We start from the raw sequence: 26,076 nt of genomic DNA on the forward strand, positions 1-26,076 counted from the left end.
GACATCGCGCCCCGTCCGGCGCCCCGTGCGAGGGCGCCGGACGGGCCCGGAACCTAGTTCCAGGTCTGGAGGGGGCTGCCGTCGCAGGGCTGCTGGACGGCGAGGGCCCCGTCGCCCTGGCCCCGGATGCTCAGGCACTTCCCCGAGTTGGCGTTGACCAGGCTCCAGCCACCACCGGGCTGCGCCTGCCACCGCCAGTTCTGGGTCGGGGAGCCGTTGCAGGTCCACTGGTTGGCACTCGCCCCGTCCTCGACGGAATCGGCCCGGATCTCCAGACACTTGCGCGAATCCATGTGCACGAGCGTCGTCCACCCACCCGGGTTGGTGGTGGTCCACTTCTGGCTGGAGGAGTTGTTGCACGTCCACTGGTTCGCGGTCGCCCCGTCCTCACCCGCACTACGACGGATCTCCAGACACATCTGCGTCCCCGCGTTCATCCATGTCCGAAGCCCGCCCCCCACCACCGGTGCCGGTGCGGGGGCCGGCTTCGGTGCCGGGGCCTGCTCCTTCGGCGTTACCACCGGCCTGGGGCTCGGCGGCTCCGGCTTCGGGGCCGGCTCGGGCTCCTGTTCCGCCGGCTCCGCCGAGGACGGGTCGGGGCTCGGTTCGGAGGAGGGGCCGGAGGACCCGGGGACGGGGACGTCGATGGCCGGTGCGGGCGAGGCGGGGCCGGTGCCGGGTGTGGCAGGGGTGTCCAGACGGGCTTCGGGACCGCGCTCCCCGGACCCCGTCTGGTACTTGGCGATGGCCATGCCGCCGAACACGCAGGCGGCGACCAGCACGACCAGACCGACCCCGGCCGGCACCCGCAGCCCCCGACGCCGGTCGTCCTCCCGCCCCGGCACGTGGCCGACGGGGTCGACCTCCGCACCGGCGGAGTCCGCACCGGAAGGCACCCCAGGGACAACGATGGCGCCACCGGAATCCGGCCCACCGGCCACCCCCGTTCCACCCCGCTCGCTGCCTTCCTCCGGCACCCCACCCGCACCACCGGCCGCGTCCGCGCCGCCGCTTCCCCGCGCCGCACCGTCGGCCGCGTCCGTGCCGCCGCTTCCCCGTGCACCGCCCGCACCAACGGTCCCGTCCGGGTCGGCGCCTCCTTCTCCTCTCGCCCCCGCCGCACCGCTGGCCGCGTCCGTGCCGCCGCTTCCCCGTGCACCGCCCGCACTACCAGCCCCGTCCGGGTCAGCGCTTCCCTCTCCCCGCGCCCCCGCCGCACCGTCCGCCGCGTCCGCGCCGCGCCCGTCCTCCCGTACCCCACCCGCACCGCCGGCCTCCGCACCGCCGGCCCCCGCACCGCCGGCCGGTGGCGGGGTGTCCGTGGCCCAGCCGCGGAGGGCGTGCTGGTGGCGGGTGGCGGTGTCATGGAGTGCGGCGAGGCTGCCGACGAGCTCGCCGCCCCCGGCGCCGGGGCCCTCCTCACCCCCGGCCTCCCGGGACTGGGCCGCGCCGTACGCCTCCAGCGTCAGGTCCCGCACCCGGCGGGCCTCGGCGACGTGCTGTCGCAGGACGTCGAGCTGCGCCGCGATCGTCTCCACCGGCCGCCCGGAGACCTCCGTGCGCACCGCACCGGCGGACTGCTCCGCCGCCTCCCCCTCCAGTGCGTCGATCCGGGCGAGCAGCGCCTTGATCAGCCGGCCCATCTCGGCGATGTCCCGCTTGGCCCGCTCCAGCGCCTCGTCCAGTCCCACGGCGGGCCGCTCCGCCTCCGCGGTCAAGGCCGCGTCATGGAGCGCGCGCGCCTTGGCCAGCATCACCTGCCGCCCACGGGCATCGGGCACGCGGTCCTTGATCACGGCGTTGAGCCGGGACAGCGGGACCAGCTGCGCCCCGGAGCGGTAATCGCCCCACAGGGTCCGGCCACCGGGATACCGCTCGGCGAGCGCCCGCAGGCTCATGCCGTCGGTCAGGTCCCGCAGGAAACGCGCCAGTTCGTTGGCCGCCCCCGTAGCCCCTCTCAGGTCGCCCTGAGGGCGTCCCGCCTTGGTCATCTCTCCCCCTCGTGTTGTCCGCGGACAATCCCTTTGTCCACCTCCCGCACGCGCGTGACCTGCCCTTACTCCGCCCCGGACACCGGTCAACCCCTCCACCGGCCCACCCTGGGACCCCAGTGCCCGGGCCCGCCTCTGCGCACGGCCGCCGGGAGCCGCCACCGCGCGCGATCCCGGCTCCAGGCGACACAGAACAGGCCCCGGCGGCAGCCGTCCACCAGGGGGAGTCCAGTTGTCTCAAATACGCGTACCCGTGACCGTCGCGGTGACGGTCGTCCTGGCCTGCCTCCTCGCCGCGTTCCTGCCGGCACCGCCCCGCTCCGGCGAGCGGACCGACGGCACGATCACCGCCGCGGCGGCCTCCCGGCGGGCGGAGGGAGGGGGCCCGATCACGCGCGCGGAAGTGATCCGGCGGGCCCAGTCATGGGTCGACCAGCGCGTCTCGTACGACCAGGGCGGCTACTTCCCCGACGAGGCCACCGGCTGGCGGAAGGACTGCTCCGGATTCGTCTCCATGGCCTGGATGCTCCCGGCCAGCGAGGTCACGTGGACCCTGCCACGGGCGCGCCTGACGAGGCCGATCCCCACCTCCGAGCTCCGTCCGGGCGACATCCTCAACTCCCCGGAGCACGTGGTGCTCTTCGCGGGCTGGATCGACGAGGCGAAGGGCACGTTCACCTTCTACCAGGAGAGCAGGCCCCACGTCCCGACGAACAAGTCGACCGGCAGCCTCAAGGCCGCCACGCTCTCCGGCCACCCCGTCAGCGGCTACAGCGCCCTGCGCTACCTCCACATCGTCGAGGACGAGGCTTCGGCACCCGGGGCCGCACCGGCCCCGACGCCCCGCGCCGCCGGCCCCGAGCGGGCCGCCGAGCCGTCGATCCGCCCCGAGCCGTCGATCCGCCCCGAGTCGAAGAGCCCCGAGCCGAAGCGCCCCGCTCCGCCGGCGCCGCGGGAATCCGCGGCCCCCAAGCCGGCCCCGGCAACCCCGGCAACCCCGGCACTCCCGGCGGCCGGAAGCGGCCTGCGGACGTGGGTGAACGCCGCCACGAACATGTGCCTGGAGATCCGCCGCAGCCTGGGCCACGACGGGGCGACCGCGAACCAGTGGACGTGCAACAACTCCTCCAGCCAGAAGTGGACCACCACGAATCCGGGTGGGTGGACGACGCTCGTGCACATGGATTCGCGTAAGTGTCTGGAGATCCGGGCCGATTCCGTCGAGGACGGGGCGAGTGCCAACCAGTGGACCTGCAACGGCTCCCCGACCCAGAACTGGCGGTGGCAGGCGCAGCCCGGTGGTGGCTGGAGCCTGGTCAACGCCAACTCGGGGAAGTGCCTGAGCATCCGGGGCCAGGGCGACGGAGCCCTCGCCGTCCAGCAGCCCTGCGACGGCAGCCCCCTCCAGACCTGGAACTGAAGGGCCCCTACAGCCAGCCCAGCAGGGCGTCCAGGGGAGCGGGCACGGAGCCGGGTTCGAGGGCCTGCGCCAGCAGCTCCCCGTAACGGATCTTCCGGCCCTTCTTCGTACCGAGGAAGCGCCGCATCTGCTGCTCGCGCCCCCGGCCCCGCTGCGCGGGCTGGCGCGTGAAGGTCTGCCACGGTACGAGGTCGCCCTCGGCCTCGACGATCTCCTCCACCCTGGAGACGCCCAGCGCCCGGATCAACTCCTCCTCCAGGTCCTTCACGCAGACGAAGACCTCCGCGTCCCGCGCCCCGACCCGGTCCAGCGCCCGGTCGTAGAACGGCCGCTCCTGCTCGTCGCAGAGCCCGGCGATCCGCAGCCCGAGGCCCGGCGGGCCCAGCAGCTCCGCGTAACGCCCGACGTTCATCGCCCCGCCCATGGAGACCACGCGGACCCCCTCCGCCGCCAGCCCCCGCCCGAGCCGCACGGCGAGCGCCTCCAGCGCGGCGAGGTCACTGGGCCCTTCCACCAGCACCACGCCCCGCACCTCCGGTCCCGGCTCCCGGCCCCCGGGCCCGTCCCCGCCGGCCGCCCGCCCGCCGACCGTGTCCCGGAACGCCCCCATGTCCACCATGGCCCGATTCTGCGCCACGCCCACCACCCACGGCACACGCTTTTCACCGGCTCAGCGGGATGCGCCCTTCTTCTGCAGGACCCACACGTAGTGCCACTTGCCCTGCGCCCGTCGGGGCTTGACCTCGGCGAAGGCCTGGACGGTGGGCCACAGGCCGGTGGCTCCGGCCGCGAGCGTCGCGCCGACGGCCAGCGCGCCCTCGAGGGCCTCGGGGCGGACGGCGGCGAGCACCGCGCTCGTCGTACCCAGGACCGCGCCGGAGCGGCTCAGGACCCGTGTCCTCGCGGCGCCGCTCAGCGCGGCGGTGGCGGCGTCCAGCTCGTCGCGGATGGACAGCGCGACCCGTTCCAGGGCGACCTGGGAGTCGACCGCCTCCAGCGCTCCGTCGAGTTCGAGGAGCCGGGCGCGCATGAAGTCGCGGAACCGGGTGTAGGAGTCGAACTCCTCGGTGGTGACCCGCGCGAAGTCATGGAGGCTGAGCCCGTCGATGAAGGGGAGGTCGACCTCCAGGACCGGCCGGACCACCCGGCTGGCGAGGGGTTTGGCGGTCGCCAGGTCCACGGCGCGGCCGTGCTCGACCACGAAGTCGATGGACCGGTCGCTGAACGCGGGGAGCGGGCCGGCGGACCTGACGCCGGCGTACTCCGTCATGTTGGCCCTGCTCCCCTCCCGGTAGACCGGCCCGTACCAGACCAGTCCGCTGCGCAGCAGGGGCTCGGCGTTCAGGAGCCACCGCCCCAGCTCGTCGAGGTCCCCGGTCACCATCCCGTAGCGCCAGGTGCTGGTCACGACGTAATGGTCGCCGTCCAGCACCCCGGTCGACCCGGACTCCGAACGTTCCCCGAGTTCGTGCACCGCCCCGATGCCGTGGTCGGACAGCAGCACCGTGTCCGCGACCAGGGCCACGCGCTTGGTGACGTGCGTGAAGCTCGTCATCTCCGAGGACAGCCCGACGTAGTACGGGGACGTCGCGGCGTCCTTCCGGTTCAGGAGGTGCTCGTAACCGTCGTAGAGGGTGCGCCCGTACCGGAGGGCCACGTCCCGGGCGGACGCCCTCTCCGCTTGTGGGAGCGAGTCGAAGAAGGCGTTCATCCGGGTCGCCACGTCCGGGTTCTGCCGGGCTTGCCGGTCCTGCCAGGACCGTCGTAGACGTCGAAACATCCGTACAGCATGTGGGGGACGGGGTACGCCGTCCAGCGGTCCCCCCGCCAGAGTGCGGCCGCACCCGCCCCGGGGCGTAATCCCGTGGGCCGATGCCGCGTCGCGCGGGCGGGTGGCAGGGTTCCCCCGTGCCCGCGGACCGACCGCGCGGCACGCTTGACGACCGGGGGAGGGCTCTTGACCACCACGCCGTTCATCAGCCGGAGGGGCATGACGCGCCGCGGCATGCTGGGAGCCGCGCTGGCCGCCGGGGCCGCCGTGCCGCTCGCCGCCGCCACCGGCCCCGCGTGGGCCGCCCCGGCCGGGGCGGAGCCGGGGACGGGGGCGGCGCGGCTCACGCTGCCCGCGCCGACCGGGCCGCATCCGGTGGGCACGGCCCGGCTGCGCCTCGTCGACCGGTCGCGTCCGGACGCCCTCGCGGGCCCCGGGCACTTCCGCGAGCTGATGGCCGCCGTCTGGTACCCCGCCCGTGACGTCCACCGGTACCCGGTGGCCCCCTGGATGCCGGCGGGCGCGTTCCGGGCGTTCCTCGACGACGTCGGGTTCGGCGACCTGGCCCCCCTGGGACCGCTGACCGCCGGCCACGTCGGCGCCCCGGTGCTGCGCACGGGCCGGCGGCTGCCCGTCCTCGTGTTCTCCCACGGGGCGCACAGCCACCAGGGCGACCACACGGTCATGGTCCAGCAGCTCGCCAGCCACGGGTACGCCGTCGTGACGGTGGCTCACCAGTACGACAGCTACACCGAGTTCCCCGACGGGAGGATCGCCGTCCCGCTGGACGACCCGCAGGCGCCGACGCTGCCCGGAGACTTCGCCGCCGACCTGCGGTTCGTCCTCGACTGCGTGGAGCGGATCGCCGCCGGGGGCAACCCCGACGCCGACGGCGGGGCACTGCCGGCCGGGCTGCCCGGCTCCCTCGACCCGCGGCGCATGGGCGCGTTCGGCTGGTCGAAGGGCGGGACGGCCACCGCCTGCGCCGTGCTCGCGGACGAACGCCTCCGGGCCGGGCTCAGCCTCGACGGCCCGATGCGGATGAACCCGCCCCTGACCGGCGACCTGCACCGGCCCTTCATGATGATGACCGCCGCGTTCACCCGCGCCACGGACCCTGAAGCCGCCGCGTTCTGGTCGCACCTGCGCGGCTGGCGGCTGAACGTGCGGGCGCAGGGCGCCGTCCACCTCTCCTACGGCGACAACGAGGCACTGTTCCCCCAGGTGGCACGGCTCCGCGGCTGGACCGGGCAACAGCTCCGGGACGTGATCGGCACCCTCGACCCCGGCGAGGCGGTGAGGATCCAGCAGGCCTACCCCCTCGCCTTCTTCGACGAACACCTCCGCCACCACCGCAGCCCGCTCCTCGACGCCCCGTCCCCGGCCTTCCCGGCGGTGACGTTCCTCCCCTGAGCGCACCACGGGACGGGAACCTGTGACGCGTACTCCTTAATGACAATCCAGGTTGCGGTTCAGGTGGGTGGGGTGCAGGCTTTCCCCATGACGGACACCCCCCGCACCCGGGCCCGGCAGGCGGTCCTCGACCCCGACGAGGCCGCCGAGCTCGACCGGCTGGCCCGTGCTCTGCAGAAGCGCGTCGAGGCAGCCGACCAGGCTCGCGCCGAGCTCGCGAAAGCCGCGGGCAGGATCGCCGCCCGCCATGGTCGCGGAGGAGCCGGCGCCGTCGGCGCCCGGGTCGGCTGGTCGCGGCAGCACGTCCTGACCCTCGCCGCCGAGCACGGGTCGAACGGGGAGGAGGTCGCGGCATGAGCCAGCCGGCACACGACCCGGCGCCGCTGCCACAGCCGCCCGTCCAGGCCGAGGCGATCCGCGCCGTGCTCGCCCACGTCGCCCCGGGCATGCTGGCCCTGTTCGACGAGCAGCGCGCCGCCGCGACGGCCCGCGCCCGCGCCGAGACCTCGGCCACACCACTGCGGGTGTTCGCCGAGGCGTGGGCCGTCGAAGTGGCCGTGGCCCGGCACCCGCGGACCGCCGCCCGGCTCCGCGCCCTGGAGGCCGAGGCGTGCGATGCCACCGACCTCGAAGCGGTCCGCGGCATCGCCGCCGAGATCAGTGCCATCCGCCGCGCGGCCGCCGTCGAGGCCGGCCTCCGTCCGGCCGGGGACGGAGGCCGGTGACCGGGGCCCTGTGGACATGGGACTACGCGTTCCAGGCCGAGGACGAGCTGAGCTTCCCCAAGGCGGTCCGTGAGGAGGTGCGGGTCCTCGCCGATCAGATCGTCGAGCTCGCCAACCTCGGCATCGACCCGGCCGAGCTCGGCGAGGAGACGCCCGGGACCGCGCGGCGCCACATCCTGCCGTCCGGAGGATGGTTCGAGACCCAGGCTCTCCACCGGGCACGGCCGCGCCTCCTGGTCGTCGTCGTGGTCGTGCCGCCACCACACCTGCTCTAAGAGCCGACCAGTGGTTGGCGCCGGGCGTGGGGAGAGCGGCACCCCCGCCCCGGAGGTCAGGTTCCGGCCGGTTGTGGTGTGGGCGTGAGGTGGTCCGCCAGGGTGTGGGACGTGGGGGAGCGGTGGGCCGCGCTGATGCGGGTCAGCCAGGTGTCCTCGGTCTCGCCGTCGGGGGTCTGGAGGAAGTCCTTCGCGGGGGTGTCGGGCGGGACGGCGCCGCTGAGTTCCGCCCGGGCGGCGCAGCGCAGCGCCACGGCGGCGGCGAGGGCCTGCCGGTCGGGGCCGGTGAGTCCGGCCTCCGCGGCGGCGGCCAGGGCGCGCTGGTGCAGACCGGGCGGGACGTGGGCGCGCAGGACGAGGGCGGCGTCGCGGATCTCGATGACGCGCCGGTGCAGCAGCAGCCGCGCGTCGTCGCCGGCGAGGAGGTCGTCGCCGGCGGTGGGGGGCTCGCCGAGGACCACGTGGGGGACGGCGGTGGTCAGTTCCCGCCACAGCGGGCGCAGCCGGCGCAGGCGCCGGTAGGTGCGGACGCGCCGCCACAGGGTCTCGCCGGCGGGCAGCGTGCTGCCGGCCAGGATGGTGAGGATGGCCGCGAACTGCATGACCTCCGCGATCTCCTCGGTGGTGGTGTCCGAGGTGAAGGCGCCGGCGCGGTGGCTTTCGAGGAGGAAGAGCAGCCGGAAGACCGTGTAGAGGACGCCGATGCCGCAGCCGGCGGACATGACGCCGAGGCCCGCGCGCAGCAGGCCGCGCGCGGAGCGCCTGAAGGCGTGGAGGAACAGGGCGGAGGCCAGGGCCATGGCGATGCCGAGGTAGCAGAACCAGATCCACAGGTAGGCGGCCACCAGCGGAGGGGTGGACTGGTGGGCGAGGAAGGGGTCCTGGCCCCGGGGGCGGTCGACGCTGAAGAAGAGGACGGTCAGGGCCGTGGAGACGGTCGCGGTCAGTGCCAGGTTGATGCGCGGGGTCAGGACGCGGGTGTGGTCGCCGGAGACCATCGCCGCGATCCAGGTGAGCAGGAAGCCGATGGCCGCGATGCCCGACAGGTGCATGAGCAGGACGGTCAGGTCGGGTATGCCGGTGCCGTCCTCGACGGTGCGGATGATCCTCGGCACGCGCAGGGTCAGGGCGGTGGCGAGGGCGCAGAAGGTGCACCACAGGGCGCGGGGCTTGCGGCCCTGTCCGACGGACGGGTAGCGCCACAGCACGACGGCCCACAGGGCCGCGACGACGGTCTCCTCCAGGGCGATCACCGGTGGCCCCCGCGGTGCGGGCGGCCCAGGCTGTCGTGGAGCCGGCCGAGCATGCCCTCGTCGCGGGCGCGCGGCCGGCGCAGGGTGCGCAGGGACAGGAGCGAGGCGAGCATCTCCGCCTCCTTCTCCTGGTCGTTGCTGTAGGCGGTACGGGCCAGGGCGCGCCGGATCAGCGACGGGCCGAGGTCGGGGAGGAGGCGTTCGGCTTCCGAGAGGTCGATGCCGACGCGGTGGTCGAAGAGGATGTGCCCGCACTCGTGGAAGATGATCTGGTCCTGGTGGAGGGCCGAGGTGTCGGGCTCGTAGCAGATGTAGTCGGCCTTCTCGGTGGCGAACCAGACGCCGCAAGGGGTGCCGACACCGCCCGCGCCGGGCAGCGGCTGGACGACGATCGGCCGTCCCCGGTGCTCGGCGAGGCTGTCCAGGAAGGTCCGTACGTCGACGTCGCGGGGCAGCGGCAGGGAGTCCAGGAGCGCCTCGCAGGTGCCGCGCAGGGCGCGCAGCTGCTGGCGTTGTCTTCGCGCGGTACTTCTCCAGATGGGCACGGCCCTGTCCCCCAGAATCACGACGGCCGGGCTCGGTCGGAAGCCCTGATTCAGCCGGAATGAGGAGTCTAAGCAGAAGCAGGTCTTTTGGTTAATTAGTGCTTTGTGTCTGGCTGTTCCAGGTCGCGCAGCCGGTTGATCATGTCGCCGAGCATGCGCAGGCTCTCCGGGGACAGGTCGTTGGCGCGCAGGGCCAGGGTGCGGATGGGGCCGCCCTTGAGGATCTGCAGGAGGCGCAGCTGCTCGTCGACGCGGTCGGCCACCGCGTCGTTGAAGAAGTACTCGGTGGGGACGGCGAAGTAGCCCGCGAGGGCTTCGAGATGGTTCAGCCGGGGGTTGTCGGCCTCGCCCTTGTGCAGCTTCCAGATGTAGCTCGGGGAGATGACGCGTTCGCCTGCGGCCTCGTCGATCGCGCGGGCGATCTCGTTGTACGACGGGGCCGGACCGCCCTCGGGGGTGACGATCCTGATGAGGCGGTCGATCTTGTCGGCCAGTGACGAACGTGTGGCGCTGCCCTCCACGGCGTCTCCGTCTCCTGTCACTGCTGCTCCGTTCGGTTCGCCCGGTGTTCCGTCGAGGCACGCCCGTGCGGCGTGAAATGATCTCGCTCCGTGAGATGCTTCACGGGCGAGGCTGTTTCCATGCAGAAACGATCAGTGCCTACAATCGGACTTGCCCCACTGACCAAGGGGTGCCAGTTCCGGGGGGTAGTGGTGTCTGTTTCTCAATGGAAACATGCGAGCGGGTCATCTGTCCGCTCAGGGCCCATGTGGCGGACCGAAGTCCGCGCAGGCGTCCGGTGCTCGGGCGCCCACGCCGCCGCCCCGCTCCCCGTTCCGCGTCCGCCGGAGCCGCCCGTGGCCCACTGACCGCGTGTCGAGCCACAACGGACAGGGGCGAAGATGCCGCCGGTTTGCCCACCGGCCGCGGCTTCGCCCCCGGACCTCCATGGAATCCCAGCACCCCGGCTACCAACCTGACCGCTGAGCGTTCCGGCTCCTCCAAGCCATTTCCAACCGGCACCGTCATACCGCGACCGGGTCCAACACCCGGTCGCGCGATGGCGCATGCCCGCATAGCTGTGGAGACAGTGTCATCGTAGCAATATCCAACGATGGCGGACCAATCCTGCCCGCCCCCGCCGCGCCCGCGCGCGTACCGGGGGCCACGGGCCCGGATCCGTACGAGATCCAGGCGCGCTTCCTGCGCGCCCTCTCGCCCCGCCCGTACATCCGCCTCGCCGCGCCCGCGCCGGGTGACGGCGGCTGGAGCAACCGGTACGACCGCCGCGTCCCGCTCGCCCGGGCCGAGCCGCACCGCCCGGCGTTGATGCATCTGACGGCCACTCGGCTCGGCGGCCAGCGGCTGCTGCCGTGGGACCTGGACGCCTCCCGGTACGGAGCCGGAGCGGCTCGTTCCGACGCGCTGACCGTGGCCCGGATCGCCGCGTTCGCCGGGATCTGGGCGGTGCCCGTCCGCTCCGGGCCCGGCGGCGGCCGCCACGTGTGGCTCGCCGCCGAGGAGCCGCTGCCCCGGGCCCTGGTGGAGCGTCTCACCGCGCTCGCCCGGGAGTTGAAGGCCCGCGGCGTGCTGCGCACCGTCGACGTCACGCCCTGGACCAACCCCGCCACCGGCGGTATGCGGGTGCCGGGATCCGCCCACCGCCTCGGCGGGTACGCCGAGTTGGCCGAGCACGGCGTCGAGGACGCGATCGGCCTGCTGAGCACCGGCTCCCCGGTGGCCTCCTTCCATGAGTTCGCCGACCACCTCGAAGCGCTCGCCGGAGCCCCGGGCGGCCCCGTCGCGTCCCACCGGCCCGCCGCCCGCCCCGCGGAGCGGACCCGTCCGCAGGAGCGGACCCGTCCCGGGACGGATGCCCGCCCCGTGCCCGCCCGCCGGTACGGGCCCGCCCGCCGCCCCGGCGCCGCCTCGCCCGCCCTGCCGCCCAGCGTCCGGCAGGGTCCGGCGGCCGGGGCGCCGCGGCCGGTGTGCGCCGACGCCGACGGCATGCCGCACCTGCGCGGAGACCGGCGCACGCCGGCGGCCGGGACCTGGCTGCGGCTGCGCACGCCCCTCGCGCCCGAGGCCGACCACTCCGCCGTCTGCTTCAGCGTGCTGCTGGGGCTGGCCCTGGCCGGATACCGCCACGCGGACGTGGCCGCGCTCCTGCGTTCCCCGCAGGACACGCCCGGTCTGGAGGCCCTGCGCACCGAGCGCGGGGCCGGCGGCGCCCGGCACCCCCGCACCGCCGACGCCACCGCCAGGCTCCTCGAACGGCAGTGGCTGCACGCCGTCCACCGCGCCGCCCGCCTGCCCGCCCCGGCGCCCGGCGCCGCCGCGCCCGCCCGCAGGGAGGCGGCCGCCGCCGTCGCCGACCTCCTGGACCGCATCGAGGAGGCCGGACCGCAGCGCTGGTCGCGCCCCTCGGGCCCCGCCGACCTCGCCGTCCTGCGCTCCTGGGCGCTGCTCGCGGTGACCGCCGGGAGCCCGCGCGTCGACCTCGACGTGCGCCGGGCCGGGCAGTTGTCCGGCTACTCCCACCAGACCGCCAACGCCGCCATCCACCGGCTCATCGACGACGGCTGGCTGCGGGAGGAGGTGCCCGCCGCCCCGGGGCGCCGGCAGCACGCCCGCACCCTGGCCCTGGCCGGCGCACACCGCTGCACCGGGCGGCCGCACCACACCTGCGCCGTCGCCCCGCGGTCCGCTCCCCACCCGCCCACCCAAGGAACCGCGCCGGGAACCGCCCCGGGACACGCCCTCGGGCGCGCCCTGCGCGGCGTCCAGCGCGAAGCGGCCAGTGACCTGTGGTCGGAGCTCGGCCACCACTGTTTCCGTACGTACGCCCAGCTGCGGAACGGGGCGTGCACCAGCGGCCGGCTCGCGCAGCGCACCGGCTACGTCCCCGCGACCGTGCGCCGGCACCTGCGACGGCTGGCCGCCTGCGGGCTCGTCGAGCGGGACGGGCGCGGCCGGTGGGCCAGGGTGGCGGGGCGCGGGGCCCTGGCGCGGGCGGCGCGGGCCTCCTCCTGCCACGGCAGGGGGGCGCGGCGCGCGGCCCGGGCCGCGCGGGACGTCGCCGTGTACCGGCGCTGGCTGGAGGAGCGCCGGTGGCTGCGCACTCCCCGGCGGGACAGGCGCGGAGCGGAGTCCCGGCGTCCGTATCCCCGGCTGCCCGACGGGCGGCCCGACCACGCCCGGGCCCGGTCCGAGGAGGCGGCCCGGCTGGGACCGGCCGCCCTGCCGGTGGCCGGGTCTGACACAAGTGGAGAACGCCCCCCGGTGGGGCGCCGGTTCACCCCAGGGAACCCAGCTGCCCCCACAGCGCCCGCTCGACGGCTGACATCCCCACCTGCGGAACCAGCCGCTCCGGATGCCCCGGTGGCGGCCCCTCCAGCCGGTCAGCCTCCTCCCTGGCCTCCTCGAACATCAGGCCGATCGGGCCGTAGTAGAAGGAGCCGAGGACCAGCAGACCCGTGCTGAGCACCCGCAGGAAGGCACTGAGGGACCTAGGCACGGGCACCCCCGGGGGTCTGGGCGGGACGGCTGGCTTCCATGGGCATACGAGCACTCCTGTACGGGGCCTCCCGCACCGCTCCGGGCAGCAGCCGCACCATCGCGTTGCCGTCGGGCAGCGCGTCCTGTTCGGCTTTCAGGCGCCGGGCGGCGGCGGTGTGGACGGGGTCGGTGAGCAGGGCGTTGACGTGGTCCCTCAGGGACCGGGAGGTGTTGTCGTCGGGCAGCAGGCGCAGGCCCGCCCCGGTGGCGGTGAGCCGCTCGGCGTTGAGCAGGCGGTCGGAGGTCTGGGGGACGAGGAGCTGCGGGACGCCGGCGGCGACGGCCGTCATGACGGTGCCGAGCCCGCCCTGGGAGACCAGGGCGTCGCAGGTCGGCAGCAGGGCGTGCAGGGGCACGCCCTCGACCACCCGGACGCCCGGCGGCATGGGGCCCAGCAGGCCGCGGTCGGCCGGCGCGACCGCGGCCACCACCTCCACGCCGAGCCCCGCCACGGCCCGTACGGCCTGGTCGATGACGACCTGGCCCGGGTCGAAGCGCCCGGAGGACATGCCCCAGGTCACGCACACCCGGGGCGCCCGCTTGCGTTCCAGCAGCCAGCCGGGCACCCGGGCCGGGCCGTTGTAGGGCACGTAGCGCATGGGCAGCCGCCGGGCCGGCACCGGCACCGTGCCGCCGTCGGGGAGCTGGAGGCTGGGCGGGCAGGGGTCGACGGTCACCGCGCCGAGGGTCTCGACGGGGCCCAGGTCCCAGGCCTCACGGAAGGGGGCCAGGGCCTCCTCGTCGAACTCGCGCAGCAGGTAGGCGTAGTCGATGCCCCAGGTGTGGCGCACGGCCGGAACGCCCAGCCGGGCCGCGACCAGCGGGCCCGCGTACGTGGTGGGTTCGTGGACGATCACGTCCGGCCGCCAGCGGGAGGCGAACTCCCACAGGCCCTCCGCCATCGCCCCGCACACCGCCACGCTCAGCCAGCAGTTGCGCGCCCCGAACCGCCGCATCTCCTCCCAGCCCGGAGGATTGAGGCCGCCCCGGCGGGCGGCGCGCCGCACGTAGCGGCCCATCAGGGCGGGGACGTCGACGTCCGTGCCGACGGCGGCGACGGGCAGGCCCGAGCGCCGCACCGTGGCGGCCAGGCCGGGCTGCGTGGCCACCACCACCTCGTGCCCCGCCGCCCGCGCCGACCAGGCCAGCGGCACCAGCGGGTAGTAGTGCGTCGGCCAGTTCCACAGGGCGAACATCACACGCACGGCGCGTCCCCCCGCATCGGCCCCCCGGCCGTTCGGGCGCGGGCCAGCGCCTCCAGATCGGCGACCGCCGCGCTCAGCGGGCGCTGGGCCCGCGCCTCCCGCCTCAGGGCGCGGGCCGCGTCCCGGTGCGCGGCCGAGCCGAGCAGCCGTACCACCTGCTCGCGCAGGAGGGCGGGGGAGGCGTCGTCGAGGGCGATCATCTCGCCGGCCCCGGTGCCGGCCAGGGAGCGGCAGATGAGGACCTGCTCGCTGGTGCGGGGCACGGTCAGCTGTGGCACCCCGGCGTCGATCGCCGCCCCCACCACGCCCCCGCCGCCGTGCGAGACGACCAGGTCGCAGCCGGACAGGAACAGGTGCAGCGGCAGGTTCTCCACCACCCGGGTGTTGGCCGGGACCGGGCCCAGTTCGGCCCGGTCGCGCGGGGACACCGCCGCGACCACCTCGACGTCGAGGCCGGACAGCGCCCGCAGCACCCCGGCGAGCGGGAAGAGGCGGTCGCCGAACAGGTGGGAGACCGTTCCCCAGGTCACGCACACGCGCGGCCTGCGCGGCCGCTCCAGCAGCCAGCGCGGGGCCCGGCCCGGCCCGTTGTAGGGCGGATGGCGTACGGGCAGCCGGCGGATCCCGTCGTCGAGCTGCATGCTCGGCGGGCAGGGGTCCAGCGTGAGCGCGCCCAGCACGTCCCCCTCGTCCTCGCCCAGCCCCAGCCGTGCGCGGTGGCGGGCCAGGGCCTCCGGCGCGAAGGGGGCCAGCCGCGAGCTGAAGTCCACGCCCCAGATCTGCCGGACGGCCGGGACGCCGCAGGCGGCGGCGACCAGCGGCGCGGCGTAGTTCACCGCGTCGTACACGATGACGTCGGGCCGCCAGGAGCGGGTCAGCGCCAGCAGGTCGTCCTGCATGAAGGAGGAGAGCAGGGCGTAGACCGACAGCGGTCGTTCGCCCGCCGCCCGCATCCGCTCCCAGTCCACCTCGCCGCCGCGCGCGGAGATCTCGGCGATCGGCGAGGACCAGTAGTACTTGGCGATGACGGGCAGTTCGTCGAAGTCGGACCCCACGGGCACCACCGGGAGCCCGGCCCGGGCCGCGCCCGCCACCCCGGCGGGCGGTACGGCGACGAGGACCTCGTGCCCGGCGGCCCGGCAGGCCCAGGCCATGGGCATCAGCCAGTAGTAGTGCGTCGGCCACGACCAGGAGGTCAGCAGGACCCGCATCACACGCCCGCCAGTTCTTCCAGGACCCGCACCGTCTGCACCGGCGTCGGCTGCGCGAGCGCCTCGTCGCGCAGCCCGCGCGCCGCGGCCGCGTGGCCGGGGTCGTGGAGCACGGCCCGCAGGGCCTCGTACAGGGATTCCCGTCCGGCTTCGCGCACCCCGACCCGCAGCCCGGCGCCGGAGGCCACCAGCTGCTCGGCGGTGACCTCCTGGTCGGGGAGGATCGGGACGCACACCTGCGGCAGCCCGGCCGTCACCGCGGTCATGACCGTGCCCGAGCCGCCGGGGCTGACGACCGCGTCGCAGTGGGGCAGCAGCAGGTGCAGCGGCTGCATGACGGCGGTGTGCCAGTGCGGGGGCAGCTCCGCGGGCACGGAGTCCCGGCCCGTGGTCGCGAACACCACGTCCGCGTCCAGGTCCATGGCGGCGCGCAGCACCTCGGTGAGGACGGGGTCCGCACCGTCGAGGCTGCTGCTCGTGGTGCCCCAGGTGACGCACAGCCGGGGACGCGGGGAGCGGGCCGGCAGGTCGTGCGCGAAGCGGCCCGAGCCGTTGTACGGGAGGTGGCGCAGCCGGTGGGGCCGGTAGTCCACCGGCACCTGGAGCCCCGGGGGGCAGGGGTCGAGGGTGGGCGTGTCACCGCTGAGGGCGAGACCCTCCACCCCCAGGCGGCGGTGCAGGGCGGCGAAGGCCTCCGGTTCGAAGTCCCGGAACCGGTGGGTGAAGTCGACGCCCCACAGGTGGCGGGCGGTGGGGATGCCGAGGGCGGCGCCCACGGCCGGGGCGGCGTAGGTGGTGGCGTCGTGCACGATGAGGTCCGGCCGCCAGCGGCGGCAGGTCTCCAGCAGGCCGTCGGCCATCGCCTCGGCGGTGGTGGCGAAGAAGTCGAGCGGGGTCGGGGGTTTCTGCCCCGGCGGCCGCGGCCGGCGCGCGCGGTCGCCGGACCTGGCGCGGTCGATCACGCGCTGGACGGTGGGGCCCAGTTCGACGTCCCCGCCCACGGCGACGGCCGGCAGCCCGGTGCGCAGGGCGGTGGGAAGCAGCGAGGGCGGGCAGGCCACCAGCACCTCGTGCCCGGCCGCCCGGGCCGCGCCGGCCAGCGGGACCATGGGGTACAGGTGGGAGGGCCAGGCCCAGCAGACGAACAGCGTGCGCATCGGGCTCTTTCAGATCGGCCGGCTCGGAGCCGGGGGCGTCGGGAATGGTCAGACGGGCCCTAGCCGTTCGAGCGCGCCGACGACGTCGCTCGGCGTGGCGAGCGCGTCGTGCTCGGCTTTCAGACGGCGGGCACCGCCGCGGAAGGCGGGTTCGGTGAGGAGGCGGGTGAGGGCGGCGCGCAGAGCGGCCGGGGTGGCGTCGTCGGGCATCAGGTGCAGGCCCGCGCCGCTGCGCGTCAGCTGCTCGGCGTTGACGAGGCGGTCGGTGGTCTGGGGTACGACGACCTGGGGGACCCCGGCGGCGAGGGCGGTCATGAGGGTGCCGAGGCCGCCCTGGGAGATGAGGGCGTCGCAGGTCGGCAGCAGCGTGTGGAGGGGGATGTCCTCGCAGACGCGGACGCCCGGCGGCAGGGGGCCCAGCAGGGCGCGGTCGGCGGGTGCGACGGCGGCCACCACCTCCACGCCGAGCCCGGCGACGGCGCGGATGACCTGGTCGATGACGACCTGACCGGGGTCGAAGCGGCCGGAGGACATGCCCCAGGTCACGCAGACCCGGGGCGCGCCCGGAGGCTCCAGCAGCCACCGGGGCGGGCGCCCCGGGCCGTTGTAGGGCACGTACCGCATGGGCAGCCGCCGCACGGGGGCGGGGACCGCCGCGCTCTCGGGGAGCTGGAGGCTGGGCGGGCAGGGGTCGACGGTCAGCGCGCCGAGGGTCTCGACGGGGCCGAGGTCCCAGGCCTCACGGAAGGGGGCCAGGGCCTCTTCCTCGAACTCGCGCAGCAGGTAGGCGTAGTCGATGCCCCAGGTGTGGCGCACGGCCGGGACGCCCAGGCGGGCGGCGACCAGCGGGCCGGCGTAGGTGGTGGCCTCGTGGACGATGACGTCGGGGCGCCAGCGGGAGGCGAACTCCCACAGGCCCTCGGCCATCGCCCCGCACACCGCCACGTTCAGCCAGCAGTTGCGGACCCCGAAGCGCCGCATCTCCTCCCAGCCCTGCGGGTCTCGGCTGCCCCGGTCGGCGAGCCGCTGGAGGAAGCCGCCCATCATCGCGCCGGCGTCGACGTCCGTGCCGACGGCGGCGACGGGCAGGCCCGAGCGCCGTACGGTGGCGGCCAGGCCGGGCTGCGTGGCCACCACCACCTCGTGCCCGGCGGCCCGCGCCGACCAGGCCAGCGGCACCAGCGGGTAGTAGCAGGTGTTCCAGCCCCATGCGGTGAACAGGATGCGCATCGTCCTCAACCGCCCATCGGCCGCTCGGCGCCGCTCACCATGGCGGTGAGCCGGCGCACCACGGCGGCGGCCGAAGGCAGGCCCTCCGCCTCGGCCCGCAGCCGCGCGGCGGCCCCGGCGAAGGCGGGCGTGCGCAGCATCAGCGCGGCCGCGTCGCGCACGGCCTCGGGGTCGGTGGGGGTGTCGCCCAGCGACAGTGCGGCCCCGGTGGCGGCGAGCCGCTCGGCCGGCATCAGGTCGGAGACGTACTGCGGCACGCACAGCTGCGGCACACCGGCGGCGAGGGCCGTCATCATCGATCCGGCGCCGCCCCGGGCGATCATCAGATCGCAGCCCGGCAGCAGCAGGTGCAGCGGGAGCCGCTCCACCACGCGTACGTCGGCGGGCAGCCGGGTCTCGTCGACCGCCTCGCGCGAGGAGGTCGCCACGACGATGTCCACGTCGAGTCCGGCCAGGGCCGCGATCAGCCGGTGCTGCTGTTCCACCGCGCGCGCGTGCTCGTCCTCGTTGGCCCAGTGCGGGGACACGCCCCAGGTCAGGCAGATACGGGGGCGGTCCGGGCGGCCCGGCCGGCGCAGCCAGGGCGGCACCACGCCCGGGCCGTTGTAGGGGACGTGCCGCAGCCCCAGCCGCGGATGCGCCGAGGGGACCTGGAGCGACGGCGGGCACGGGTCGACGGTGACGAGGCCGCGCGAGTCGAAGCCGTCGACGCCCAGCCGGGCGCTCAGCCCGGCGAAGGCCTCCGCCTCATGGGCGCGGGCCGCGTCGTGGAAGTTCACGCCCCACAACACCGGCGCGTGGGCGATGCCCAGGGAGGCCGCCGCGAGCGGGGCCGCGTAGGTCGTGGGCTCGTGCAGCACCAGCGAGGGCTGCCACGCGGCGCACAGCCGCGCGAGGCCGTCCACCATGTCCTCGGCGACGCGCACCGACAGCCCCAGGCGACGCCGCCTGCCCGGCGCCGGAACCGGCGCGGGCGCGGGGGCGGGGGCCGCGTCCGGGTGCAGCGGCCGCATGGCGCTGCCCAGCAGCCGGGTGTGGTCCATCGCCGATCCCACCGCGACGGCGGGCAGCCCGGCGGCGGTCACCGCGCCGACCAGCGGGGGTTGGGTGGCCACCAGGACCTCGTGTCCCGCCGCGCGAAAGGCCCAGGCCAAAGGCGTCAGCGGGAGCAGATGCGAGGGCCAGGCCCAGGATGCGAAGACGACGCGCACGCTGTCTCGAACCTCCGCTGTTTCGTTGCACACTCCATTGGGATTGCCAAGGCTGGGACAAGGGTCTGGAAAATACGTCCAGATCCGTTGAGGTGGGCCTGCCACCCGGTTGTACGGGCCACACGGTTCCCGCAGGATGACGAACAGGCAGCTCAGAAGGCCTGTTCACAGAAACTAAGGAATGTACCCATGTCCTCAGAGAAGCGTTTCCCGCTGGCCGCGTGGATCGGATCGGCCTTTCCCCTGTCCATGGTGTGGATCGGCCTCTACCTGACGAAGGCCGTGTCCACCCAGGTCCTCACGTCCATGGCGGTCGCCATCGTCGTCCTCACGGTCTGGGTGGGTACGGCCGCCACCGTCCGTCTGCGGCGCGGCCGCTGACTCCATCCTCGTCACGGTCTGGATCGCCGCCTGCCACCGTGCGGGGGACGCCCTGAGCCTGGGGCGAGGAAGGCGGGACCGACCGTATGCGCGTGCTGTTCACCACGTGGGCCTGGCCCACGCACTACCAGCCGCTGGTGACGCTGGCGTGGGCGTTCCGCGCGGCGGGCCACGAGGTGTGCGTCGCCAGTCAGCCCTCGCTGATGCCGACCGTCCGCGCCTCGGGCCTGCCCGGCATCGCCCTCGGCGGCGACCGTGAACTGACGCCCGTCGTGGACGCGTTGCTGGCCGTGGACCCCGCGGTACGCGGCGACGGGCGCACCTCCCGGACCGTCTCCGGCTACGCGGCGATCGCCGGGCTCATGGCCGACCCGCTGCGGGAGGTCATGGAGCGCTGGCGGCCGGACCTGGTGGTGTTCGAGGAGAGCACCTACGCCGCGCCGATGGTCGCCCGGCTGCTGGGCATCCCGGCGGTCCGCCACCTCTGGGGCGTCGACATCCTCTCGTACGTACGGTCCTTCGAGCCGGCGGCGCTCACCCCCCTCGCCGAACGCCTGGGGCTCGACGCGCTGGACACCACGGGGGCCGCCACCGTCGACCACTGCCCGCCCCGCCTGCAGGTGCCCGGAGCGTTCGAGCGGCTGCCGATGCGGTACGTGCCCTTCAACGGCTCGGCGACACTGCCCGCCTGGACGGCCCGGGCACCACGACGGCCGCGGATCTGCGTCACCTACGGCACCACCAGCTCGCGCCTGGCCCACTACGCCTTCGTCCTGGACCGCATCGTCGCCGCCGTCTCGGACCTGCCCGTCGAGGTGGTCGCCACCGTGGCCGGCAGCGACCTCCACCGCCTCGCCGGCGCGGGCGGCAACGTACGCGTGGTCGAACGGATGCCGCTGCACGCCCTGCTGCCCCACTGCGACCTGCTGGTCTCGCAGGCCGGCCCCAGCACCGCGCTGACCGCTGTCTCCTGCGGCACCCCGCAGCTGATGATCCCCCAGCTGCCCGACCAGAAGCTCATCTCCTCCCTGGTCGCGGGCGCGGGCGCGGGGGAGCGCCTGGACCTCGCCGACGCCACCGCCGAGACCATCCGCGCGGCCGCGCTGCGCATCCTCTCCACCCCCTCCCACCGCGCGTCCGCCCGCGCCCTGAGCGAGGAGAGCCGCCGCCTGCCCGGTCCGGCGGAAGTGGTCCGCACCCTCACCCGCCCGGGCGGACCCGCGGCGGCCTGAGTCCTCAGTGGTGCTCGACGGCATCCCCATAAGCGGAACGCAGCCTGGGGTTTGCCCGCGAGGGCGTTACACGGAGGTGAACAGGCAATGAAGAAGCGGCTGCTGGTGCTGCACGCCGTCTCACCGCTCGGGCCGGAGGAGGCCGAGCGGGTGGTCGAGACGCTGGGGGTGGACATCGCCTTAGTCGTGCTGGGCCCGCGCACGGCGGGCGGGCCCGCGGAACTGGAGCGGCTGGCGCGGCTCGGGCCGGTGATCGAGGTGACCGACTGCGCGGAACTCGTCCCCGCCGCCCTGGAGTTCGCCGCCGGCCACCGGGTGGACGGGGTACTGGCCAGCAGTGAGCTGGTGCTCGCCGAGGCCGCCGCCGTGGCCGGGGCGCTCGGGCTGCCCCACCACCCCACGCGTGCCGTCCCCGCCCTGCTGCGCAAGGACGTACAGCGGGAGCGGCTGCGGGCGGCCGGGATACCCACTCCCGCCTGGGCGGTCCTGCACGGCCCGCAGGACATCCCGCGCGCGCTGCGCACCGTGCCCCTGCCGGCCGTGCTCAAGCCGGTGCGCGGCATGGGCAGCACGACCACCTTCGCCGTCGCCACCCCGGCCGAACTGGAGCACTGCCTGCGCGAAGGGCAGCGCGTCTACGCCGAGGACCCGCCGCAGCCGGGCGAGCCGCCCGTTTTCCAGCTGGAGGAGTACCTCGGCGGCGACCGTCCGCACCCCGAGGACCCGCGGCTGGACGACATGTTCTCCGTCGAGTTCCTGATGTTCGAGGGGGAGGTCCACCACGTGGTGGTCGGGGCCAAGCCGCCGAAGGCGCCGCCCTTCCGCGACGCCGGCCACATCGTGCCCTCGGCGCTGCCCCCACGGCTGCACGACGAGGTGGCCGGCGTGGCCGAGCGGGCCGTCCGCGCGGTGGGCGCGTACCACGGGGCGGTGCACGTTGAGGTGAAGCTGTCGGCGGCCGGCCCCCGGGTGATCGAGGTCAACGGCCGCTTCGGCTTCGCCCTGCCCCTGGCGCTGCGGCCGTTCGGGTACGACTACCTCACCGACGCGGCCAGGGTGGCCCTCGGCGAGCGGCCGCTGCTGCCGGACCGCCTGGACGGCGCCTCCCTGGTGCTGCGCGCCTACGCGCCGGCGGACGCCCGCGAGGTGACCGCGGTCCGAGGGATCCGGGAGGCGGCGCGCCTGGAGGGCGTGCTCCACCTCGTCCCGCTGCTGGCCGCGGGGCAGCGCCCGGACCCGATGCGGCCGGCCGGGAGTATCGCCTACCTGCTGTGCGCGCGGGCACCGGACCTGCCCTCCCTGCTGGACCTGGCCGACCGGGTCGCCGAGCGGGTCGAGATCTCGTACCGCTTCGGGGAGGACGAACCCGCGGCATGACGAAGGCGGGGCCGGTCTTGCGACCGGCCCCGCCTCCGTCGTGGCGCGCCCTCAGTCCAGCGCCGCGCGCCGGAAGGCCCGCAGGCCGAGGACGGACACCAGGGCGGCGCCCGCGACGAGGAGCGGCAGCACCGCCCACAGGCTCAGGTGCGCCGCCGCCGGGCTCAGGGCCGCGCGCAGCCCCTCGCTCACGTACACCACCGGGTTGAGCAGCACCAGGTGCCGGAGCCAGGGGAGCGCCTCCAGCGAGGCCCAGGGGTAGTAGACGCAGCCGAGCATCATCATGGGCATCATCACCAGGCCGAACAGCACGTTGACCTGGGACGGCTGGACGGCGGTGCCCAGCCACAGCCCGATCGCGGACGCCAGCACCGCTCCGGAGAGGACGACGGTCAGCAGCAGCGGCCAGTGCGACAGCCCGATGTCGGGCGCCTGGCCCGGGGCGTGCACGAACATCACGACGGGCAGCACCAGCAGCACCGACACCAGGGCCTGTACCGTGCCGCTGACCAGCCGCGCCGCGCCGACGGACCAGACGGGCACGGGGGTGAGCAGGCGGTCCTGGATCGTCTTCGGGTACGTCAGCTCCGTGATCATGGGCATGGAAACGCCCAGGATGCCGGCGAACAGGATGGTGGTCGCCAGCATCCCCGGCGCGAGCACCGTGGCGACCGAGGGGCCGCCGGACGGCCGCCCCGTCGCGGAGACCGCCGGCAGGACGTAGGAGAAGACGAAGATCCGTGTCAGCGGCTCCACCAGCACCCGGGTCAGGAAGGAGAGAAGCTGCTTGCGGAAGACCACCCGCAGGTCCCGCGCCACGAAGGCGGCGAAGACCCGCCCGGCGCGCACCGGCGGGATGCTCCCGGCCGGCGCGTGCGCGGCCGGCGCGGACGGGGTCGGGGAAGCGCTCATGCGCGGTACGTCCTTCCCGCCAGGGCGAGGAACGCGCTCTCCAGGCCCGGCCTCGACGTCGTCACGTCCAGCAGCCGCCGTCCGGCGGCGGAGCCGAGGGCGATGAGCTCGCCGAGCAGCCCCTCGGGCTGCGCGGTCACCACCTCGACCGTCGCGCCCCGCGCGTGCGCCCGGTCCCCCGGGCGCGGGCGGCCCGGGGGGTGCGCGGCCGGGTCGACGGGACCGTCGTAGGTGGCGCGCACCGTCACCTCGCCGCCCGCCCGGGCGACCAGGGCCTCGACGGTGTCGCAGGCCAGGACCCGGCCCTCGTCGACGATCGCCGCGCGCCGGCACAACCGCTCGGCCTCGTCCAGGTTGTGCGTGGTCAGCACGATGGTCTGGCCCTGGCCGTGCAGCTCGCGCAGCACCTCCCAGAGGTGGACGCGGCTGTGGGCGTCGACGCCGACGGTCGGTTCGTCCAGGAACAGCACCTCCGGGCTGTGCACCAGGGCCCTGGCGATCACCATGCGCCGCAGCTGCCCGCCGGAGAGCTGGTAGAACAGCGCGTCGCGGTGGTCGCCGAGCCCGAACTGCTCCAGCAGCGCATCGGCCCGCAGCCGGGCCGCCCGGCGTCCCACGCCCCAGTACCGGCCGCGGAATTCGAGGTTCTCCCGCACCGTCAGCTCACGGTCCACGGCGTTGGACTGGTGGACGAGGCTGATGCGGCGGCGCACCTCCCGGGCCTGGCGCACCACGTCGAACCCGGCGACCCGCGCGCTGCCCCCGGTCGGCAGCACCAGGGTGGTGAGCATGCCGATGGTCGTCGACTTCCCGGCCCCGTTCGGGCCGAGCAGCCCGAAGAACTCGCCGGGCGCGACCTCCAGATCGACCGACCGGACCGCCTCGCGCTCACCCCGCTCGGTCCGGTACGTCTTGCGCAGCCCCTCGGCCGCGATCACTGGCCCGCCCACCTCACGCCTGCGGCTTGCGCAGGGTCAGCGACTGGCTCGTCACCGGGTAGTACGGGGAGACCAGCAGCTCGGGCAGCAGCTCGACCACGTGGTCGAGGTCGAACTCGGGCAGGCCCAGCAGCTCGCGCGGGTCGCCGCTCTCCAGGACCAGGCCGCTGTCGGCGATCGCGGCGCCGATGTCCTGGTTGACGCCCCACATGTTGTGGTCCAGGACGCCGAAGGGCTTCAGGTCCAGGAACAGGTCGACGGTCAGCACCATCAGACCGCCCGGGCGCAGCAGGCGCGCACCGGTCTCGATGACCTCCTTGGCCTCGGCCGCGTCGAGGTGCTCCAGGACCGACAGGCACAGCACGCGGTCGAAGCTCTCCGGCTCCAGGTCCGCGTCCTGGAGCCGTTCGGCGATCAGCCGGACGTCGGTGCCGAAGGTCTCGTTGATCCGCTGGTGCAGCTCGGGGCTGAGCGGGAGGTAGCCGGGGTCGGTCCACACGTTGTAGTCGTCGCGGGCGGACGGGTCGACGTTGACCACCTCGCACCCGGCCTTGGCGGCCACGAACTGCAGGCCGCTGAGCCCGCTGCCGACGTCCAGCACCCGCATCCCCGGCTCCAGGCCGGCGGCGGCGAACATCCACGGGTACTCGTGCACCCGGGTGCCGCTCGCGTACTGGAAGGCGAACGGTCCGTTGTCGGGGTGGCCCGGATCCTTCACGGCCTCGGCGGGCAGCTGCCGGGGGCGCCCGCCCTCCTCGATCAGCCGCGCCGATCGGTGACCGTAGGGCGCGCCCCACTTCTTGTTCCAGTCGGCGAACTCCTGCGGAAGTTCCTTGCGTGCCAGCATGCGTCTCTGCTCTCTTTCGCTGGTCGGCGGTATCAGGGGAGGTCGGGCGCCGTCGGGCGGCCCGGGTGCCGTCAGGCGGCCGGGGCCCCGGTGGGCCGTGCGCGGCCGGTGCGGGCGAGTTCCTCGAGCACCGGGACGATGTCGGTCGGGGCGGGCAGGGCCTCGGCCTCCGCCCGCAGGCGGGCGGTGTCACGCGCCCAGCGCGGGTTCTCCAGCAGGTCGCGCACGCGCGCCCGGACGGTGTCCGCGTCCGCGTCCTCGGGCAGCAGGACGTCCGCCGCGCCCGCGGACGCCATGCGTTCGGCGACGAACGCCTGGTCGGGGAACTGCGGGACGATCAGCTGCGGTACGCCGCTCGCCATGGCGGTCATGGTGGTGCCGTTGCCGCCCTGGTGGATCATCAGGTCGCAGGTGGGCAGCAGCAGGTGCAGCGACAGGCCCTCGACCACGCGGACGTTGTCCGGCACGGGCCCGAGGAACTCGCGGTGGCTGGGCGCCACCGTCACGATGACCTCGGCGTCCAGGTCCGCCACCGCCTCCAGCATGCGGCCGGCCAGCACCAGGTTCGGGTTGACCGCGGCCAGGGTGGTGCCCCAGGTGATGCACACGCGCTTGCGCGTGGGCGGCTCCAGCAGCCAGTGCGGCATCTCGGCCGGCCCGTTGTAGGGGACGTAGCGCATCAGCTGGCGCGGGTACTCCGAGGGGATCTGGATGCGCGGCGGGCACGGGTCGACGGTGAGCGCGCCCAGCGGGTTCACGTCGGTGACGCCGAAACGCGCGCACATGTCCGCCAGCAGGGCGGGTTCGGCGTGCCGGCCTCGGTAGGCGATGTCGGGCGCCATCAGCACCCGTACGTTGGGCACGCCCACGGCCGCCGCCGCGATCGCCCCGGCGTAGCTGGTGGGGCTGTGCACGACGAGGTCGGGCTCCCAGGCGCGGGCGAAGTCCACCAGACCGTCGACCATGGTGTCGGCGATCGACGCGAACATCTTCAGCGCCCGCTCGCCCTTGGGCTTGCGCAGCTCGCGCCAGAGCTCCGGGGTGGCGGGGGCGTCGCGGTCGATCTTCATCGTGCCGCGCGTCATCTCGCTGAAGTCGGCGTCCAGGCCCACCTCCACGGCCGGCTGTCCGGAGTGGGTGATGGTGTCGGCGAGGGCCGGCGGACCCGCCACCCGGATCTCGTGCCCGGCGTTGCGCATCGCCCAGGCCAGCGGGACCAGCGGGTAGTAGTGCGGGGGCCAGGCCCACGCGGTGAACAGCACGCGCATGCGTTTCTTCGTCCTTTCACCCGCCGCTGGGCGGCGGAGCGGGGGAGGAGGGGCCTCGACGCGGGAGCGCGGCCTCGACGGAGGAGGGGCTCCAGCGGAGGAGGGCCCCAACGTCCCACCGCCGCTTGGGGGGCGGTTGGAGGATGGATCGGCCGG

Annotated in this window: 24 protein-coding genes and 1 pseudogene; 9 read left to right on the forward strand and 16 right to left on the reverse strand. The window is 74.9% G+C overall.

Features of this window, described 5'->3' with window-relative positions; translation table 11 throughout:
• Positions 1 to 53: 53 nt before the first annotated feature.
• A complete protein-coding gene (locus tag ABT403_RS14990; RefSeq protein ID WP_344161134.1) occupies positions 54 to 1,991 on the reverse strand; it encodes an RICIN domain-containing protein in 1,938 nt (645 codons plus the stop codon).
• A gap of 232 nt (positions 1,992 to 2,223) precedes the next feature.
• Here ABT403_RS14990 and ABT403_RS14995 point away from each other — a divergent pair, with 232 nt between their 5' ends.
• Positions 2,224 to 3,411 (forward strand): RICIN domain-containing protein, encoded by a 1,188-nt coding sequence (locus ABT403_RS14995; protein ID WP_344161131.1) that lies wholly within the window; start codon positions 2,224 to 2,226, stop codon positions 3,409 to 3,411.
• Positions 3,412 to 3,418: 7 nt separating this feature from the next.
• Here the strand turns inward: ABT403_RS14995 and ABT403_RS15000 are convergent, their stop codons facing one another.
• Positions 3,419 to 4,030, reverse strand: a complete 612-nt coding sequence (locus tag ABT403_RS15000; protein ID WP_344161128.1) for a TOPRIM nucleotidyl transferase/hydrolase domain-containing protein — start codon at positions 4,028 to 4,030, stop codon at positions 3,419 to 3,421.
• Between the two features lie 51 nt (positions 4,031 to 4,081).
• The gene (locus ABT403_RS15005) at positions 4,082 to 5,191 is read right to left on the reverse strand and encodes a hypothetical protein (RefSeq protein ID WP_344161125.1); all 1,110 of its coding nucleotides are present in this window, start codon (positions 5,189 to 5,191) and stop codon (positions 4,082 to 4,084) included.
• A gap of 177 nt (positions 5,192 to 5,368) precedes the next feature.
• Here ABT403_RS15005 and ABT403_RS15010 point away from each other — a divergent pair, with 177 nt between their 5' ends.
• From ABT403_RS15010 to ABT403_RS15025, 4 genes are all read left to right on the forward strand, one after another.
• Positions 5,369 to 6,595, forward strand: coding sequence for an alpha/beta hydrolase family protein (locus tag ABT403_RS15010; RefSeq protein ID WP_344161123.1), 1,227 nt, complete (start codon positions 5,369 to 5,371; stop codon positions 6,593 to 6,595).
• A gap of 87 nt (positions 6,596 to 6,682) precedes the next feature.
• Positions 6,683 to 6,952, forward strand: a complete 270-nt coding sequence (locus ABT403_RS15015) for a hypothetical protein (protein WP_344161120.1) — start codon at positions 6,683 to 6,685, stop codon at positions 6,950 to 6,952.
• The gene (locus ABT403_RS15020) at positions 6,949 to 7,320 is read left to right on the forward strand and encodes a hypothetical protein (protein ID WP_344161117.1); all 372 of its coding nucleotides are present in this window, start codon (positions 6,949 to 6,951) and stop codon (positions 7,318 to 7,320) included. The genes ABT403_RS15015 and ABT403_RS15020 overlap by 4 nt, the downstream gene beginning before the upstream one ends.
• Positions 7,317 to 7,595 (forward strand): coiled-coil domain-containing protein, encoded by a 279-nt coding sequence (locus tag ABT403_RS15025; RefSeq protein ID WP_344161114.1) that lies wholly within the window; start codon positions 7,317 to 7,319, stop codon positions 7,593 to 7,595. The genes ABT403_RS15020 and ABT403_RS15025 overlap by 4 nt, the downstream gene beginning before the upstream one ends.
• A 56-nt stretch (positions 7,596 to 7,651) precedes the next feature.
• Here the strand turns inward: ABT403_RS15025 and ABT403_RS15030 are convergent, their stop codons facing one another.
• The 3 genes from ABT403_RS15030 to ABT403_RS15040 form a co-directional block, all read right to left on the reverse strand.
• Positions 7,652 to 8,848 carry an MAB_1171c family putative transporter gene (locus tag ABT403_RS15030; protein WP_344161111.1) on the reverse strand — a complete coding sequence of 399 codons (1,197 nt, stop codon included), beginning with the start codon at positions 8,846 to 8,848 and terminating at the stop codon, positions 7,652 to 7,654.
• The gene (locus ABT403_RS15035; protein WP_344161108.1) at positions 8,845 to 9,393 is read right to left on the reverse strand and encodes a hypothetical protein; all 549 of its coding nucleotides are present in this window, start codon (positions 9,391 to 9,393) and stop codon (positions 8,845 to 8,847) included. The genes ABT403_RS15030 and ABT403_RS15035 overlap by 4 nt, the downstream gene beginning before the upstream one ends.
• Positions 9,394 to 9,488: 95 nt before the next feature.
• Positions 9,489 to 9,935, reverse strand: coding sequence for an XRE family transcriptional regulator (locus tag ABT403_RS15040; RefSeq protein ID WP_344161105.1), 447 nt, complete (start codon positions 9,933 to 9,935; stop codon positions 9,489 to 9,491).
• Positions 9,936 to 11,400: 1,465 nt separating this feature from the next.
• Here ABT403_RS15040 and ABT403_RS15045 point away from each other — a divergent pair.
• Positions 11,401 to 12,348, forward strand: a pseudogene (locus ABT403_RS15045) (MarR family transcriptional regulator); the annotation flags it as partial.
• A 340-nt stretch (positions 12,349 to 12,688) separates the two neighbouring features.
• Here ABT403_RS15045 and ABT403_RS15050 read toward each other — a convergent pair.
• The 6 genes from ABT403_RS15050 to ABT403_RS15075 form a co-directional block, all read right to left on the reverse strand.
• Complete coding sequence (locus tag ABT403_RS15050; protein WP_351649041.1) at positions 12,689 to 12,823, reverse strand: DUF6059 family protein; 135 nt, start codon at positions 12,821 to 12,823, stop codon at positions 12,689 to 12,691.
• A 79-nt stretch (positions 12,824 to 12,902) separates the two neighbouring features.
• A complete protein-coding gene (locus ABT403_RS15055) occupies positions 12,903 to 14,147 on the reverse strand; it encodes a nucleotide disphospho-sugar-binding domain-containing protein (RefSeq protein WP_344161584.1) in 1,245 nt (414 codons plus the stop codon).
• Positions 14,147 to 15,367 (reverse strand): nucleotide disphospho-sugar-binding domain-containing protein, encoded by a 1,221-nt coding sequence (locus ABT403_RS15060; RefSeq protein ID WP_344161581.1) that lies wholly within the window; start codon positions 15,365 to 15,367, stop codon positions 14,147 to 14,149. The genes ABT403_RS15055 and ABT403_RS15060 overlap by 1 nt, the downstream gene beginning before the upstream one ends.
• A complete protein-coding gene (locus tag ABT403_RS15065) occupies positions 15,367 to 16,524 on the reverse strand; it encodes a glycosyltransferase (protein ID WP_344161102.1) in 1,158 nt (385 codons plus the stop codon). Before ABT403_RS15065 ends, ABT403_RS15060 begins: the two co-directional genes overlap by 1 nt.
• A 48-nt stretch (positions 16,525 to 16,572) precedes the next feature.
• On the reverse strand, positions 16,573 to 17,754 hold the full coding sequence (locus ABT403_RS15070) for a nucleotide disphospho-sugar-binding domain-containing protein (protein WP_344161099.1): 1,182 nt from the start codon (positions 17,752 to 17,754) through the stop codon (positions 16,573 to 16,575).
• Between the two features lie 5 nt (positions 17,755 to 17,759).
• Positions 17,760 to 19,070: a nucleotide disphospho-sugar-binding domain-containing protein gene (locus ABT403_RS15075; RefSeq protein WP_351649032.1), complete on the reverse strand. Its 1,311-nt coding sequence runs from the start codon at positions 19,068 to 19,070 to the stop codon at positions 17,760 to 17,762.
• Positions 19,071 to 19,154: 84 nt separating this feature from the next.
• Between ABT403_RS15075 and ABT403_RS15080 the strand changes: the two genes are divergently transcribed.
• From ABT403_RS15080 to ABT403_RS15090, 3 genes are all read left to right on the forward strand, one after another.
• Positions 19,155 to 19,346 carry a hypothetical protein gene (locus ABT403_RS15080; RefSeq protein WP_344161093.1) on the forward strand — a complete coding sequence of 64 codons (192 nt, stop codon included), beginning with the start codon at positions 19,155 to 19,157 and terminating at the stop codon, positions 19,344 to 19,346.
• Between the two features lie 92 nt (positions 19,347 to 19,438).
• Positions 19,439 to 20,578: a nucleotide disphospho-sugar-binding domain-containing protein gene (locus tag ABT403_RS15085; RefSeq protein WP_344161090.1), complete on the forward strand. Its 1,140-nt coding sequence runs from the start codon at positions 19,439 to 19,441 to the stop codon at positions 20,576 to 20,578.
• Between the two features lie 87 nt (positions 20,579 to 20,665).
• Positions 20,666 to 21,955 (forward strand): ATP-grasp domain-containing protein, encoded by a 1,290-nt coding sequence (locus tag ABT403_RS15090; protein WP_344161087.1) that lies wholly within the window; start codon positions 20,666 to 20,668, stop codon positions 21,953 to 21,955.
• Between the two features lie 51 nt (positions 21,956 to 22,006).
• On the opposite strand, the gene ABT403_RS15095 is transcribed toward ABT403_RS15090, so the two are convergent.
• The 4 genes from ABT403_RS15095 to ABT403_RS15110 all read right to left on the reverse strand — a co-directional run bounded on the left by ABT403_RS15095 (position 22,007) and on the right by ABT403_RS15110 (position 25,920).
• Positions 22,007 to 22,867 (reverse strand): ABC transporter permease, encoded by an 861-nt coding sequence (locus ABT403_RS15095; protein ID WP_344161084.1) that lies wholly within the window; start codon positions 22,865 to 22,867, stop codon positions 22,007 to 22,009.
• Positions 22,864 to 23,805 (reverse strand): ABC transporter ATP-binding protein, encoded by a 942-nt coding sequence (locus ABT403_RS15100; protein ID WP_344161081.1) that lies wholly within the window; start codon positions 23,803 to 23,805, stop codon positions 22,864 to 22,866. The genes ABT403_RS15095 and ABT403_RS15100 overlap by 4 nt, the downstream gene beginning before the upstream one ends.
• A gap of 13 nt (positions 23,806 to 23,818) precedes the next feature.
• Entirely contained in the window at positions 23,819 to 24,652 is an 834-nt protein-coding gene (locus tag ABT403_RS15105; RefSeq protein WP_344161078.1) for a class I SAM-dependent methyltransferase, read from the reverse strand.
• Between the two features lie 71 nt (positions 24,653 to 24,723).
• The gene (locus ABT403_RS15110; RefSeq protein WP_344161075.1) at positions 24,724 to 25,920 is read right to left on the reverse strand and encodes a nucleotide disphospho-sugar-binding domain-containing protein; all 1,197 of its coding nucleotides are present in this window, start codon (positions 25,918 to 25,920) and stop codon (positions 24,724 to 24,726) included.
• Positions 25,921 to 26,076: the final 156 nt, after the last annotated feature.

Source organism: Streptomyces sp. NPDC000075, assembly GCF_040301925.1.
GTDB lineage: Bacteria > Actinomycetota > Actinomycetes > Streptomycetales > Streptomycetaceae > Streptomyces > Streptomyces polychromogenes.

Coding starts and splice junctions, on each gene's coding strand:
- ABT403_RS15105 (WP_344161078.1), bottom strand. CDS start 24,652: ATGCTGGCACGCAAGGAACTTCCGCAGGAGTTCGCCGACTGGAACAAG.
- ABT403_RS15060 (WP_344161581.1), bottom strand. CDS start 15,367: ATGCGGGTCCTGCTGACCTCCTGGTCGTGGCCGACGCACTACTACTGG.
- ABT403_RS15020 (WP_344161117.1), top strand. CDS start 6,949: ATGAGCCAGCCGGCACACGACCCGGCGCCGCTGCCACAGCCGCCCGTC.
- ABT403_RS15000 (WP_344161128.1), bottom strand. CDS start 4,030: ATGGTGGACATGGGGGCGTTCCGGGACACGGTCGGCGGGCGGGCGGCC.
- ABT403_RS15080 (WP_344161093.1), top strand. CDS start 19,155: ATGTCCTCAGAGAAGCGTTTCCCGCTGGCCGCGTGGATCGGATCGGCC.
- ABT403_RS15050 (WP_351649041.1), bottom strand. CDS start 12,823: ATGTTCGAGGAGGCCAGGGAGGAGGCTGACCGGCTGGAGGGGCCGCCA.
- ABT403_RS14990 (WP_344161134.1), bottom strand. CDS start 1,991: ATGACCAAGGCGGGACGCCCTCAGGGCGACCTGAGAGGGGCTACGGGG.
- ABT403_RS15065 (WP_344161102.1), bottom strand. CDS start 16,524: ATGCGCACGCTGTTCGTCTGCTGGGCCTGGCCCTCCCACCTGTACCCC.
- ABT403_RS15110 (WP_344161075.1), bottom strand. CDS start 25,920: ATGCGCGTGCTGTTCACCGCGTGGGCCTGGCCCCCGCACTACTACCCG.
- ABT403_RS15005 (WP_344161125.1), bottom strand. CDS start 5,191: ATGTTTCGACGTCTACGACGGTCCTGGCAGGACCGGCAAGCCCGGCAG.
- ABT403_RS15055 (WP_344161584.1), bottom strand. CDS start 14,147: ATGTTCGCCCTGTGGAACTGGCCGACGCACTACTACCCGCTGGTGCCG.
- ABT403_RS15095 (WP_344161084.1), bottom strand. CDS start 22,867: ATGAGCGCTTCCCCGACCCCGTCCGCGCCGGCCGCGCACGCGCCGGCC.
- ABT403_RS15070 (WP_344161099.1), bottom strand. CDS start 17,754: ATGCGCATCCTGTTCACCGCATGGGGCTGGAACACCTGCTACTACCCG.
- ABT403_RS15090 (WP_344161087.1), top strand. CDS start 20,666: ATGAAGAAGCGGCTGCTGGTGCTGCACGCCGTCTCACCGCTCGGGCCG.
- ABT403_RS15015 (WP_344161120.1), top strand. CDS start 6,683: ATGACGGACACCCCCCGCACCCGGGCCCGGCAGGCGGTCCTCGACCCC.